Origin of the sequence: Clostridium gasigenes, from assembly GCF_900104115.1 — a bacterium.
Taxonomy (GTDB): Bacteria; Bacillota; Clostridia; order Clostridiales; family Clostridiaceae; genus Clostridium; species Clostridium gasigenes.
Map to the genome: position 1 here is coordinate 230,481 of NZ_FNJM01000001.1, position 14,788 is coordinate 245,268.

The 14,788-nt window shown below is 29.3% G+C and carries 13 protein-coding genes; 12 read left to right on the plus strand and 1 reads right to left on the minus strand.

Features of this window, described 5'->3' with window-relative positions; genetic code table 11:
- Window positions 1-83: 83 nt before the first annotated feature.
- From BLS77_RS01110 to BLS77_RS01165, 11 genes are all read left to right on the plus strand, one after another.
- A complete protein-coding gene (locus BLS77_RS01110) occupies window positions 84-1,028 on the plus strand; it encodes an ATP-binding cassette domain-containing protein (protein ID WP_089964973.1) in 945 nt (314 codons plus the stop codon).
- Window positions 1,029-1,156: 128 nt separating this feature from the next.
- Window positions 1,157-2,080, plus strand: a complete 924-nt coding sequence (locus BLS77_RS01115; protein ID WP_089964975.1) for a hydrogenase small subunit — start codon at window positions 1,157-1,159, stop codon at window positions 2,078-2,080.
- 2 nt (window positions 2,081-2,082) lie between these two features.
- Entirely contained in the window at window positions 2,083-3,495 is a 1,413-nt protein-coding gene (locus BLS77_RS01120) for a nickel-dependent hydrogenase large subunit (protein ID WP_089964977.1), read from the plus strand.
- Window positions 3,492-4,010: a hydrogenase maturation protease gene (locus BLS77_RS01125; RefSeq protein WP_089964979.1), complete on the plus strand. Its 519-nt coding sequence runs from the start codon at window positions 3,492-3,494 to the stop codon at window positions 4,008-4,010. The genes BLS77_RS01120 and BLS77_RS01125 overlap by 4 nt, the downstream gene beginning before the upstream one ends.
- A 66-nt stretch (window positions 4,011-4,076) precedes the next feature.
- On the plus strand, window positions 4,077-4,418 hold the full coding sequence (gene hypA, locus BLS77_RS01130; RefSeq protein WP_089964981.1) for a hydrogenase maturation nickel metallochaperone HypA: 342 nt from the start codon (window positions 4,077-4,079) through the stop codon (window positions 4,416-4,418).
- A gap of 46 nt (window positions 4,419-4,464) precedes the next feature.
- Complete coding sequence (locus BLS77_RS01135; protein ID WP_089964983.1) at window positions 4,465-6,900, plus strand: carbamoyltransferase HypF; 2,436 nt, start codon at window positions 4,465-4,467, stop codon at window positions 6,898-6,900.
- Window positions 6,884-7,141: a HypC/HybG/HupF family hydrogenase formation chaperone gene (locus BLS77_RS01140; protein WP_242873904.1), complete on the plus strand. Its 258-nt coding sequence runs from the start codon at window positions 6,884-6,886 to the stop codon at window positions 7,139-7,141. Before BLS77_RS01135 ends, BLS77_RS01140 begins: the two co-directional genes overlap by 17 nt.
- A gap of 114 nt (window positions 7,142-7,255) precedes the next feature.
- Window positions 7,256-8,338, plus strand: coding sequence for a hydrogenase formation protein HypD (gene hypD / locus BLS77_RS01145; protein ID WP_089964987.1), 1,083 nt, complete (start codon window positions 7,256-7,258; stop codon window positions 8,336-8,338).
- Between the two features lie 181 nt (window positions 8,339-8,519).
- Window positions 8,520-9,512: a hydrogenase expression/formation protein HypE gene (hypE, locus tag BLS77_RS01150; RefSeq protein WP_089966472.1), complete on the plus strand. Its 993-nt coding sequence runs from the start codon at window positions 8,520-8,522 to the stop codon at window positions 9,510-9,512.
- Between the two features lie 246 nt (window positions 9,513-9,758).
- Entirely contained in the window at window positions 9,759-10,511 is a 753-nt protein-coding gene (locus BLS77_RS01155) for a hypothetical protein (protein WP_089964990.1), read from the plus strand.
- 430 nt (window positions 10,512-10,941) lie between these two features.
- Window positions 10,942-11,322, plus strand: a complete 381-nt coding sequence (locus BLS77_RS01165; RefSeq protein ID WP_089964994.1) for a hypothetical protein — start codon at window positions 10,942-10,944, stop codon at window positions 11,320-11,322.
- Between the two features lie 153 nt (window positions 11,323-11,475).
- On the opposite strand, the gene BLS77_RS01170 is transcribed toward BLS77_RS01165, so the two are convergent.
- A complete protein-coding gene (locus tag BLS77_RS01170) occupies window positions 11,476-12,270 on the minus strand; it encodes an N-acetylmuramoyl-L-alanine amidase family protein (RefSeq protein ID WP_089964995.1) in 795 nt (264 codons plus the stop codon).
- Window positions 12,271-12,690: 420 nt separating this feature from the next.
- On the opposite strand from BLS77_RS01170, the gene BLS77_RS01175 reads away from it, so the two are divergent.
- A complete protein-coding gene (locus tag BLS77_RS01175) occupies window positions 12,691-14,769 on the plus strand; it encodes a YgiQ family radical SAM protein (protein ID WP_089964997.1) in 2,079 nt (692 codons plus the stop codon).
- The last annotated feature ends 19 nt before the right edge of the window (window positions 14,770-14,788 follow it).

A 14,788-nucleotide genomic window follows, 5' to 3' on the forward strand; every position in this document is an offset into this window, starting at 1 on the left:
GTGAATAAATAAGAGCTGATGAAGTGAAGTTAGTTAGTGGCGAGATATTGGATATACCTTAGAAGAAGGAGAAATTATTGATAATGGATAAAGAGAAAATATTAGAGGTTAAAAACTTGAAACAGTATTTCCATTTAGATAAAAATCACATAATAAAGGCTGTTGATGATATTTCTTTTGAAATATATAAGGGAGAAATATTTGGGTTAGTTGGAGAATCAGGAGCCGGAAAATCTACAGTAGGAAGATCTATAATAAAAATAAATAAATCAACTGCTGGTGAAATAATATATAAAGGAAAAAATATAGCTAATAATTTGGTGTACAAGAAAGAAAAAAAATCTATAAATAAAACAATGCAATTTATTTTCCAAGATTCAACTTCAGCTCTAAATGAGCGTATGACCATAGGAGAGATAATTGGAGAACCTCTTAAAATTCAAGGATTATATAAAAATAAAGAAGAAAAAATGAATAAGGTTTATGAAATGCTTGAATTAGTAGGGCTAGATAAAAGCTATGCTAGCAAATATCCTAGTGAATTTTCGGGAGGGCAAAGGCAAAGAGTAGGAATAGCTAGAGCTCTTTCTATGAATCCAGATTTTATTATAGCAGATGAGCCAATAGCTTCTTTAGATGTATCAATGCAAGCACAAATTGTTAATTTGTTTAAGAAACTAAAAAAGGAAAAAGAGTTAACCTGTCTTTTTATTACTCATGATTTATCTATGGTTAGGTATATAAGTGATAGAATAGGTGTTATGTATAGGGGGAAGTTAGTTGAGCTTGCAGAGGCTAAAGAGTTATACGAAATGCCCCTGCATCCATACACAAAATCATTACTTCAATCAATTCCAATTGCAAATCCAAAATATAAAAATATTAGAAGTAAATGTTTATATAGTTACAAAGATCATGATTATTCAAAAGAAAGTCCTAAATGGGTGGAAATAAATAAGGCACATTTTGTTTATGCATCATCATCAGAAGTAGCGAGTTATAGAAATAGAATAAATAATAAAGAATAAGTATTTAATACCCCTCATATATTACTAATAAGGAATCTCCAAATAAATAACAAGCCAAAGATTCTTAGGATTTTTGACTTGTTATTTCTTTTTAGATTCCTAATAAAAATAATATATGAGGGGTTATTATGGGCAAAAATAAAAATATTAGCTCTAAAGAATCAAATAATTGTGAAAGAAACTGTAAATTACAAGTTGATAAAAAAGAGAAGGCAATTAAAATTGCTATGAGAGCTATTGATGATGTTAAACTAGGAAAAAATGAAAAGATAAATGCCATATGGTTAGAAATTTCAGGTTGTTTTGGACAAGTAATTTCATTATTAGATGCAGAAGATCCAGATGTAATTTATTTGCTTAGAAAATTTGTTAATATGACATTCTTTGGTAGCATAAGTGGAGATGAGGGTGAAGTTGCTTATGAGAGAATATTAGAAACTTTAAACACCGATTATATTTTTATAGTAAGTGGAGCAGTTCCCTTAAAAGATAATGGATTATATACAACAGTAGCTACTTATAAAGGACAGAAAATAACTGCAATGGAGGCGGTACAGACTATTGCTAAAAATGCAAAGCATATTATTTCTGTTGGAACTTGTTCTTGTTTTGGAGGACCAACTGCAGCTAGCCCTAATTTATCAGATGCAGTTAGTGTTTCACAATTTTTAGGTAGAGATGATGTTATTAAAATACCAGGATGTCCCGCAAATTCAGTTTGGATAATGGGAACGCTAGGATATATTGCTTCTTATGGAGCGCCAGAGTTAGACTCTGAAGGAAGACCAAAGGCCTATTATGGAGATCTAATTCATGATAATTGCCCAAGGAGAAGATTTTTTGATGCAGGAATATTCGCAAAGAAATTTGGAGAAAAAGAATGTATGTTTAAGCTTGGGTGCAGAGGGCCAAGGACTTATGCTTATTGTCCTATAAGTAGATGGAACGGTACGGATAATTGGCCAATTGGAGACAATACAAATTGTATAGGTTGCGCAGGTTCTGAATTTCCAGATGGCACATCACCATTTGTGGATTATGGAGGGCTTTAGTTATGACCAAAATAATAATTGATCCAATAACAAGAATAAGCGGACTTTTAAATATTGAAGTTGAAGTTATAAATAATAAAATAGTGGATGCAAAAAGTAGCGGTAGTCAGTTTAGAGGTTTTGAAAAAATGTTTCAAGGCAGAGATCCACTAGATATTATAAGACTTGCTCCAAGAGTATGTGGTATTTGTTCAACTCATCATACAATAGCAGCTGTTTTAGCATTAGAAAATGCTATGAATATTACACCAGATTATAACGGGAAGGTTGTTCGGGACATTGCTAATGGTTTTGAATTTATACAAAATTATTTAAGGCATATATATTTTTTTGTATTTCCTGATTATGTGGACATAATTAATATAAATCCACTATATAAAACAGCAAGTAAAAAGGAAGCTGATTATAGATTATCAAAAGCAGATACAGATAAAATAAATGAAGATTATTTAGGAGCTATAAAGTATAGTAGGCAAGCTCATAGTGCTATAGCAGAAATTGCAGGGAAAGTACCTCATACCCATGGAATATTTATTGGGGGTACAACTACTAATATTGATGTACAACAAATAGAAAGCATTAAATATAGTATTAATGTAATAAAAGCTTTCGTTGAAGATAAATTAATACCAGATGTAGATCTTATATCAAAAGTATATAAAGATTATTTCAAGAAAGGTGTTGGATACAAAAACCTAATGAGCTTTGGATTATACAATGATTATGAATCGCCAATTAAATACTCAGAGCCAGGAGTAATGTTAAATGGAACTAGGGAAGAATTTGATGTTAATAATATTACAGAAAATGTTGCGAGAAGTTGGCTAGAGACTACAAATAAAAATGGAAATATTTACACCCCAGGGGTAGATGAAACTGTTACCCCCAATCCATATAAGCCTGGTGGTTATAGCTGGGTTAATGCGCGATATGCTATGGAAGTTGGAGCAATAGCTAGAATGACCTTAAGTGGAAATTATAAAGGTGGAATATCTGCAATGGATAGAATTGTAGCTAAATCACTAGAAGCTAAGAAAATTTGTGAAATAATAGAATCATTAATTGGGAAGCTTAAACTTGGCCCTGCATATCAAGAGCGATGGCAAGTTCCAGATAAAGCAAAAGGAATTGGATTAATTGAGGCAGAGAGAGGGTCTCTTGGTCATTGGGTTTCTATAGATAAAAAACTTGTAGCTAATTACACATTAATTCCACCATCATCATGGAATTTATCACCATCAGATAGTGAAGGGATAAGGGGACCTGTTGAAGAAGCTTTAATGGAAACTGAAATTGCAAGCATTAAACATCCAGTTGAAATAGGAAGAATAGTGAGAAGCTTTGATCCTTGTTTAAATTGTGCAGCTCATATAACTAGCGATAGATATGAGCCTATGACTATAGATATAGTATGATAAAAGTTTTTGGGGTAGGAAATATAATGCTTTGCGATGATGGAATAGGTGTGAAAGTTGCTGAATATATAAAAAAAGAATTAGAATCAAATGAGAATATAGAATTAAATAAAAACAAAGAGTTAAGCAAAAATATAGAAGTGATAATTGGAGAAACTGATTTTATGTATTGTCTAGATTGCATAAACAAGGATGATTTTGTAGTTATTATAGATGGGACATACTTTGATTTTAAACCAGGGTATATATCAAAATTATCATTTGAGGAATGTGATAATTTAATTGTAGAAAGTAGAGATCCTCATGGCGATAGTCTACTTAAGGTTTTACGTAGAGAATATAGAGAAATTAATGGGTATTTAATTGGAATAGAAATAGATAAAGTAGATTATTCATTAGACTTATCGCCTAAGTTAAATAAAGAATTTAATAGTATATGCAATAGGGTTTTAGATAAAATAAAAACTCTAATATGCCTAAGTGAAGTTCAAATAAATAGGAAGTCAGTAGTCTAGTCTATTTTGCACCTTGCCTTGTTATTTTTTTAAAATGCCTAAAATGAAAATGAGGGAGATGATAAAGTGCATGAGTTATCAATCATTAGTAGTGTTATTAATATGGTTGAGGAAAATTGCAGGGATAACAATATAAGTAAGGTAGAAAAAATTGTTTTAAAAATGGGTGAATTTTCTTATATAAATAATTCAGCTCTCATTTTTGCCTTTGAAAGCTTAAGTAAAGATGGTATATGTGAAGGTGCGACTCTAGATATAGAAAAGGTTATTGCAATGGCTTATTGCAAAAATTGTAATAAGGAGTTTCACCTTGAGTTTAGTAAAAAGGAATGTCCTATATGTAATAGTTACAGTATGGATATTACAAATGGATATGAGATGTTATTATATAGAATCGAAGGAGAGTAGGGTTTTATGATTTTTTTAGAAGATATTTTAAAGGAAAGAATATAAAATGATTAGGAAATATATTGTAGTAAAAGGTATAGTTCAAGGGGTTGGATTTAGACCTTTTATATACAAAATTGCATTAAATAATAAACTAAATGGCTGGGTAAAAAATAGTTGTGAGGGTGTTTATATAGATATAGAGGGACATTCTAATGATATTTCTAATTTCATAATAGATTTAAAGAGCAAAGAACCTATACTAAGTAAAGTTGAGGATATAACAATAATTGAAAAAGATCTAAAGGGATATAAAGATTTTAAAATACTAATAAGTGATATTAGTAGAAAAGATAGAAAATATCAATACAAAGATGAAAATGAATTAGAAGAATGTAGTAAGGGAATATCAACAATAATATCTCCAGATATAGCAACTTGTGAAGATTGTAGAAATGAGGTTTTAGATAAAAGCAATTTTCGTAGGGGAGGGTATTCCTTTACTAATTGTATAAACTGTGGACCTAGATTTACTATAATAAAAAAATTACCTTATGATAGATTTCAAACTACAATGAATGAATTTAATATGTGTAGCCAATGCATAAGTGAATATGAAAATCCTTTAAATAGGAGGTTTCATGCAGAACCAACATGTTGTAATAGATGTGGTCCAAAGTTAACCGTTTTAGATAATAGGGGAAATATCATAGATTGCATAGATGAACTTAAAAAAATACGAGACTATTTAAAGGAAGGAAAAATAATTGCTGTTAAGGGATTAGGGGGATTTAATTTAATTTGTAATGGAAAAGATAAAGAGGCAATAGATTTACTTAGAAAAAGAAAAAGACGAAAGACTAAGCCTTTAGCATTGATGATGAGAGACATAGATATAATCTTGAAATATTGCAATATAAACAGTAAAGAAAATGAAATCTTAATAGGAAATAAGAAACCTATAGTTCTTTTAGAAAAGAAAGATAATCAATTAGAAAACAACAAAACAATAAATAATGAAGATATAAATCAAACTTTAGGAAAAATAGTGAATAATAAATTATTAAATTACAAACTTCCAAATAATATATCCTTTAATAGTAGTAAATTTGGGGTAGTGCTACCCTACACACCACTACATTATTTATTGTTTGATGAAGAATTAGAAGTATTAGTTTTTACAAGTGCAAACATTAGTGGAGCTCCTATGATTTATAAAAATGAGGAAGCTTTAAGTGAGCTTAAAGCTATTGCAGATTATTTCTTGATTCATAATAGAGATATAAATATGCCTATTGATGATTCTGTGGTTAATGTAATCTTAAATGAGGAAAGAGTTATAAGAGGTGGCAGAGGATATGCTCCAATATCAAGGAAATATATTGTTAATGATGGAATATTAGCACTAGGATCTCAGTTTAAAAATACGTTATCAATAAGTAGTAATAAATATATTTTTACAAGTCCTTATATTGGAGAAATGGACAATTTGGAGACTTTTAGTAATTTTAAAAATAACATGAATTATATAAAAAATATCTATAACATTAATATTAAAACAGTATGTTATGACATGCATCCAAATTATTGGAGTAGTGAGTTTGTTAAAAATTATAAATGCGAAAAAATAGGAGTATATCATCATCATGCACACATAGTAAGCTGTATGGTTGATAATAATATTACTTCAAGAGTTATAGGATTAGCCTTTGACGGTACAGGCTATGGTGAGGATGGACAAATTTGGGGAAGTGAGTTTTTAATATGTGATTTTAAAAGATTTAAAAGAGTTGGACATTTAAGTTATATGGATATGCCAACTGGAGATGGAGCAGTTATGTATCCTTGGAAAATGGGAGCAAGCCTTATATACAAGGCTCTTAAAAAAAATCTAAACAAAGAAATGCCTAATATAATTAAGTTTTTACCAAGCCAGTTTAGTTATAAAAATATTAATTTAATAATTAAGATTATATATAATAAAATTAATACTCCCTTAACTAGTAGTATGGGGAGATTATTTGATGGTGTAGCAAGTTTGCTAGGTTTTAATAGTAAAATATCCTATGAGGGGGAAGCTGCAATTTATCTTCAAGATTTAGCAGAGTATTTTATTAAGGAAAGGAATAATAATATTTATAAAGAGTTTTATAGCTATAATATAAAATTAAATAAGGATATAAATATTATAGATACAAATAAAATAATAAAAAATATTTTAGAGGATTTAAAAAATCAAGTTAATAAAGGTGAAATTGCTATTAGATTTCATAATACTATAGTAGAAATTTCCTCTAATATTTGTATAAGTTTAAGAGATAGATATGGAATAAATGAGGTTGCTTTAAGTGGTGGAGTTTTTCAAAATGAAATATTATTAGAAAAATTATATATTAAGCTTAAGGAAAATGATTTTAATGTCCTTACTCATAAAAATATTCCATGTAACGATAGTGGAATATCTATAGGACAATTGGTTATAGCAAATGAGCAGGGAAATTAAAAAAAAAGAAGGGAGCAGCAATATGTGTGTAGCTATTCCAGGCAAGATTATTGAAATATATGAAAGAGAATCTTTAGTAGAGTTTGGGAAAATAAGAAAAATTATAAATACATCTTTAGTTGAAGATTTGAAAATTGGAGATTATGTTTTAGTACATGTGGGATGTGCTATTGATAAAATGGAAGAGGAAGAAGCAAGAGAAACTTTAGAGGTATTTAAAACACTAGGAATGTTAGAATAGATGTCTTTTACAAGAATAACAGAAGTTATATGGGGTATATAAAAAGTTGAACATGTTAGGCACAATCAAATAAATTGTTTGTAACTACTATTTTAGATATGTAAAAGGGGAATTATGAATTTAATAAATGAGTTTAATAGTGTGGATTTATCCATTAAATTACTTGAAGAAATAAAAAAAAGAGCAACTAAAGAAGTAAGGATTATGGAAGTTTGTGGCACGCATACTAGAAGTATATATAAATATGGAATAGATAAGTTGTTGCCTTCAAATGTAAAGATGTTATCGGGCCCTGGATGTCCTGTATGTGTTACTTCTCAAAGTTATATAGATAGTGCAATAGAGATAAGTAAAAAGAAAAATGTTATAATTACAACCTTTGGAGATATGATGAGAGTACCAGGAAGTTTAAGTTCATTAAGGGCTGAGAAGGCAAAAGGGAGTGATATTAGAGTAATATATTCTCCTTTAGATTCCTTAGAAATAGCTAAAAATAATAAGGGTAATGAAGTTGTATTTTTAGCAATTGGATTTGAAACAACCGCACCTGTAATAGCATTAACTTTGAAAATGGCTAAGTTGGAGAAAATAGATAATTTTACTATGATACATTCAATAAAAACTATGCCAAATACTATGAAGACTTTAGTTTTAAATGAGGTCGTTAATATAGACGGGTTTATAGCTCCAGGACATGTAGCAACAATAATAGGAGAAGAAGTATTTAATAAGTTAGCCAAGGAAAGTGGAACGCCTATGAGTATATGTGGGTTTAAAAGTACAGAAATATTAGCTGGAATACTTTCTATAATAAATATGGTAAATAATAATGAAGTTAGATGTGAAAATCTATATAAGGGGTTTGTTAAAAAAGAAGGGAATATTATTGCTAAAAAACTTATGAATGAAGTATTTGTACCTTCAGATAGCTTATGGAGAGGTATTGGAAATTTAGAGGGTACAGGATATATATTTAAAGAAGAATACGAAATATTTGATGCGAAATTAAAATTCTCATTAAATATAAAAGAAGATATTATTAATAATGGATGTATTTGCGGTGATATATTAAAAGGTAAGAAAAGCCCAAGAGAGTGCAAATTATTTGGAAAGCATTGTAATCCCAATAACCCTATAGGACCATGTATGGTTTCTCAGGAGGGGACATGCGGTATAGTTTATAATGCATCGTATTAGCTAGAAATACTGGGAATGCTAGAAACACTGCGATGGTTGGCAGGATTTTATAGATTGGCACAATCGGGATCAATGTAATAAGTATAATGAATTGGAATGATATAAGATAAATTGGGAAAGGTGTAATTAATTACACTCCAGGGGTGATTAAAGGGGATGGGTAAAAGTGGATATAATAACAATGGCACATGGTAGCGGTGGAGAAGAGAGTTATAAATTAATAGAAGAAGTATTTTATAATAATTTTAATAATGAAGAGTTGTTACAACAAAATGATTCAACTATAGTAGATGAAATTAAAGGAAAAATAGCAATTACCACAGATAGTTTTGTAATAGATCCTATATTTTTCCCTGGTGGAGATATAGGGAAACTTAGCGTATGTGGAACTATAAATGATTTAGCAGTAAGTGGAGCAAAGCCTTTATATATAACAGCTGCATTTATTATAGAAGAAGGATTTCAAATTGAAAGTTTAAAGAAAATTGTTAAATCTATGGCAGATACAGCAAAAGAAGCAGGGGTAAAAATAGTAGCAGGAGATACTAAAGTTGTTGAAAAAGGAAGAGGAGATAAAATATATATAAATACAACTGGTATAGGCGAATTTACTAAGGAGAGATATGAATTAAACATGAAAAACATAAGAATAGGAGATAAAATAATATTAAGTGGCACAATGGGAGACCATGGCATGTGTATTATGAATGAAAGAGAAAAATTAGATATTGAAAGTAGCATAAAAAGTGATTGTGCAACTTTAAATACATTAACAGCAGATATAATGAGTGTAAGTAAAGAAATAAAAATAATGAGAGATCCAACTAGAGGGGGAGTTGCAGGTACGTTAAACGAACTTGTAAATAGTGGTGGGAAAAGTATGATGATTTATGAAAAAGACTTACCTATAAATGAAGAAGTTACAAGCTTTTGTGAAATTCTAGGCATAGACCCTCTTTATGTAGCAAATGAAGGAAAATTAATTTGCATAGTTAGTAGTTGTGATGCTGAAAAAATAATAAATGTTATAAGGTCACATTCATTAGGGATGGATGCTGAAATAATAGGAGAAGTTGTGACAGGTCAAAGAAAGGCACTATATATAAAAACGGAACTTGGAGCAATGAAAATATTACCAATGCCACAAGGCGAGTTATTACCTAGAATATGTTAGGTAAATTTAGTGAAAAAATAGATAATATAATTTATTTTACATGCTTGGAATTGTAAAACAAATAAACACAATGATTATATGGCCTAAATTATTTAGAGTTAATACTAAAGTAGTATCTTAAAAGAATTAGTAATATACACAATATTATTAGAGGAAAATAATTCGAAAAATTAGGCAGAGTGTTGTATCAAATACCATAGTGAGTAAATAAACTATAGTAAGAACAATTTAATAGGAGAAATATAAATGTTAAATATGCTTTTAAATAATTTATTAGGTGGCGGTGGTATGGGGAAAATGCAAGGCAATGGAGGGATGGGAGGAAATCCCTTATTAAATATGTTAATGGGTAATATGAACATGGGTGGACAAGGAAATGGAATGGCAAATAACCCACTTAGTATGTTAATGGGCGGTATGAATGGTAATAGGGGAAATAACATGAATAATCAAGGTGGAAATCAAAATAATGGTAACCAAAATAATGGTATGAATCAGATGTTGAGTATGTTAATGGGCGGAAATAATCCTATGAATGGTGGAAATCAAAATAGCAACCAAAATATTAATAAAGGGAATAATCAAAATTCAATGAAAAACAATCCTTTAAGTATGCTTTTGAATAACACCAATAGCACCGATGGAAATAATGGAGCCAATGGGAGTAATGGAAATAGTGGAAATGCTGGAAATAGTGCAAGTAATGGAGGTAACGGAAGTAACGCAAATGGTGGGAATAATGGAAGTAACGGAAATAATGGAATTGATATAAATCAGCTTTTGAGTATGTTTATGGGGGGGAATAATCAAAACAATCCCATGATGGATGAAAATCAAAATGGAATGGAAAATAATCCATTGAGTATGCTTATGAATAGTATGAATAATGGTAATATGAATAATAATTCGGATACAAATGATAATTCTGAGATGACAAATAGAAATAATAATATGCATAAAAGTCGTAGGCATCATAAAAGTAGTAGGAGACACAGATAATGTATATTTGAAGAGCTTGTTTTAATAATGAAAATAAAATTAAATAACTCTCGAAAATAAGCATTAACTGATATTGGTTAATGCTTATTTAAATTTTGGAAATTCCTTATATAAATGGCCATATTTTTTATATTTATATATCTTAATGATTGTAAGAGTAAAGAAAAGTAAAGTGTTTAAAGATAAAAGTATAAGTGTAAGTTTATCAATTGATTTATAAAATGAATGTATTGTAGATATTAGAGAGATAATAAATGTAATAGAAGTTAGTATTGTTTCATGTTTAGCTTTCATAAAATGCTCCTTTTAAAAAAAATATACTTATCAGAGTAGCCTCTGATTATACCTATAATAACCATGTAATGTAAGTATATCATATGTTATAGATAAGTATAGCGGCTACGATAAAGTTGTTTAATATATATCACAAATGGGACAATATGCAGTTATAAATCTTTCTTTAAAATCAGCAAAACAACCAAAATTTGAATTAGCTTATGAATGTTTGTTAAATGAAATAATTAAGGCCTTTAAAAGACATGACTATGTTTTGCAAAGTGATAAATTATCTTGTGAAAAAGATGATTATATAAATATTATAAAAAAAGCAAATTTTGGAACTGTTGTGACATCTATAAAATTTTTAACAGAATGTCTACAAAAATATCATAATAAAAAAGTTGTTATTTTAATAGAAGAAGGTTTTTCTAGGAAAAAGAAAAGGGACCTTCTTCTTTTTGTTATATTCATATTCACATCGGATTACCTGAAGTATATTCATAGTTTAATTTGTACAAACATTCTTAATTAAGATTAAGTAATTTGCTTTAATTTGTATATTTTGAGTTGAAATAAAGTGCCATATAACACTATAACAACTAGAGCAATTAGAAAAAAGGCATTCATTTTAATTTTGTAATGTTTTACCCTGTTATAATTCTTTATTGCAAAACATTTTTCAAAATTAATTTAATGTATCTTTATATGTTAATATACCATTAAATATAGCTTCAGCAGAAAGGGATTGACCATTTTCAGAAGTTAGGAAATATTCATCGGACAAGTTACTTAGAAAGCCAAGCTCTATAAGTACGGATGGAACGTCATTATTATTTAATACAGCTAAAGGTTCGTCTTCAGAATAATATTTAGTTCCTCTATCTGATGTATATTCCAAATTACTTAACTCATTTTGTATTAGTGTGGCAAATAAGTTGCTTTCATCGTCAGCGTTATTATACCAAGTTTCTATTCCTTTATAAGAATGGGATTCATCAGAACTATTACAATGTATAGAAATAAATAAATCAGCACCGCTATCCTTAGAAATATTAACTCTTTCATATAAATTTTCTGTAGAATTATCAGACCAAAACAATGTATCCGTGGTTCTTGTATATACTACATCAATACCCTGAGATTCTAATAATTCACCTAATTTAATAGTTATAGATAGAACAATATCTTTTTCAGCAGAATCATTTAAGCCTATAGTGCCAAAATCCCAATCACCATGACCAGCATCTATACAAATAGTAAAAACATCTGCACTATCTACAGGAACATTTTTGCTAGAAGTAGGTATAAATCTATTCTTAGATGTTATATTAGCAAGTCCTATTTTAAAACTTAATATCTTTTTAAAACCAATTCTAATTGATAGAATAGATATTAAAGAGAAAGTAATTAAATTTATTATCTTTTTACGGTGCCTTAATTTTTTTCTTTTTATATGGATATTTATGTCTCTATTACTCATAGTATGTACCTCATCCCCTTATTATAAATGAAAGTAAAGAATGCATTAGTTCTATAGGTTTATTAGAAGTTCTTAACTTTAAAATAAGCTTAAGGTGTTAATGTGGAGAGTAGGTGAAGATAGTATGTTTTCTTTGCGAAATTTAAAAAAATATAAGAAATGTGGATGTATGTTACACAAAATCCAACAAAAATTATAAAAAGTATTTATAAAATGTATATTTTACAGTGATTATAGTGTTATAATCAATAAACAGGAAAGTTATAGAGCATTTAAATGAAAATAATCACATTGAATATAATTGGTTATTAATTTAAAATAGTATGGTACAAAATAAACTAGCATAGTGACTAGTTATTTTTTTTGAAAATACCTAGTGAGATAATATAACTTTAAGAATATATAAGAGAAGGTGATATGATGACAGATAATAGATTTTTACCAATAAGTAAAGAAGATATGATTGATAGAGAATGGGATCAATGTGATTTTGTTCTAGTTACAGGAGATGCATACATTGACCATCATAGTTTTGGTACAGCAATTATTTCAAGAGTACTAGAAAATGCAGGTTATAAGGTTGGTATAATAGCTCAACCAGATTGGCATAGTACAGAGGATTTTATGAAACTTGGAAGACCAAGACTTGGATTTTTAGTTAATGCAGGAAATATGGATTCTATGGTTAACCATTATAGTGTAGGTAAAAGACAAAGAGATAAGGATCTTTATACACCAGGTGGAAAAATGGGAGCAAGACCAGATAGAGCTACAATTGTTTATTGTAATAAAATAAGAGAAGCTTATAAAAATGTTAACATAGTAATAGGTGGTATTGAAGCTAGTTTAAGAAGATATGCTCATTATGATTATTGGGGTGACAATGTACGTAATTCTATACTTGTAGATACCGGTGCAGATTTACTTATATATGGAATGAGTGAAAAGCAAATTGTTGAAGTTGCAAATTCATTAAATGAAGGATTTGAAGCAAAATACATAAGACACGTTAATGGAACAACTTACATAATAGACGAATTAGATGAAATTTATGGAGACTATATAGTAATGCCTTCATGCAAAGAAGTTGCTACTGATAAAGTTAAATATAATCAAGCTTTTAAAATACAAAATGAAGAGCAAGACCCAGTAAGAGGAAAGGTTTTAGTTCAACAACATGGTAGTAAATATGTTGTTTCAAACACTCCGGAAATGCCTCTTACAAGAGAAGAATTAGATGAAGTATATGGGCTTCCATACACTAAAGAATATCATCCTATATATGAAGATCAAGGTGGAATTGCAGCTTTAGAAGAAGTTAAATTTAGTGTGGTAAGTTCAAGAGGATGTTTTGGAGATTGTGCATTTTGTGCAATTACTTTCCATCAAGGAAGAGCAGTTCAAAGCAGAAGTGAAGAATCTATATTAGAAGAAGTAGTAGAAATTACTAATCTTAAAGATTTTAAGGGATACATACATGATGTAGGTGGTCCTACTGCAAACTTTAGAAAACCAGCTTGTTCAAGACAACTTACAATAGGTGCATGTAAACATAAAGAGTGTTTAACTCCAAAACCATGTAATAATTTAGTTGTTGATCATAGCGAGTTCCTTGGAATTCTTAGAAAAATAAGAAAAGTACCTAAGGTTAAGAAAGCTTTTGTTCGTTCAGGACTTAGATATGATTATATAATGGCAGATAAGGATGATACATTCTTTAAGGAACTTGTAGAGCATCATGTAAGTGGACAATTAAAAGTTGCTCCAGAACATGTAGCTGTTAATTCACTTAAATATATGGGTAAACCATCAGGTGATACTTATGATAGATTTAGAGAAAAATTCTTTAAAATAAATCAAAAATTAGGTAAAGAACAGTATATAATACCATACCTAATGTCAAGTCATCCAGGTACTGGTTTAAAAGAAGCTATAGAACTTGCAGAATATTTAAGAGATACAAAATATCAACCAGAACAAGTTCAAGATTTCTATCCAACACCAGGTACTTTATCAACAGCAATGTTTTATACAGGTGTAGATCCAATTAGTGGAGATGAAGTATATGTTGCAAGAACTAAAGAAGAAAAAGCTATGCAAAGAGCACTTCTTCAGTTTAAAAATCCTAAAAACTATAATTTAGTTCATGATGCATTAATGCAAGAAGATAGAGAAGACCTAATAGGAAACGGACCTAAATGCTTAATACAATCAAAAGAAACTAGATACCTTGCAAGTAACAGAAAATATTCTGGAACAGGATACCAAGGTAAGAATAAAAATAATAGAAATAAAACTACCGCTGATAAAGATAAAAAAACATATGAAAAGCCACAAGGTAAAATGAAAAGTGGAGAATCAAAAGGTAAAGCTGGAAACAACGAAAAACCAGCGGCAAGAGCAGCTAGAGGGAAAAATGGAGAAATGAGATCAACTGATACTAGAGTAAGTGCACCTAAGAAAACTAGAGGACCAGCTAGAAGTAGATTAAAGAAATAATTTAAAATTTCCAATAATT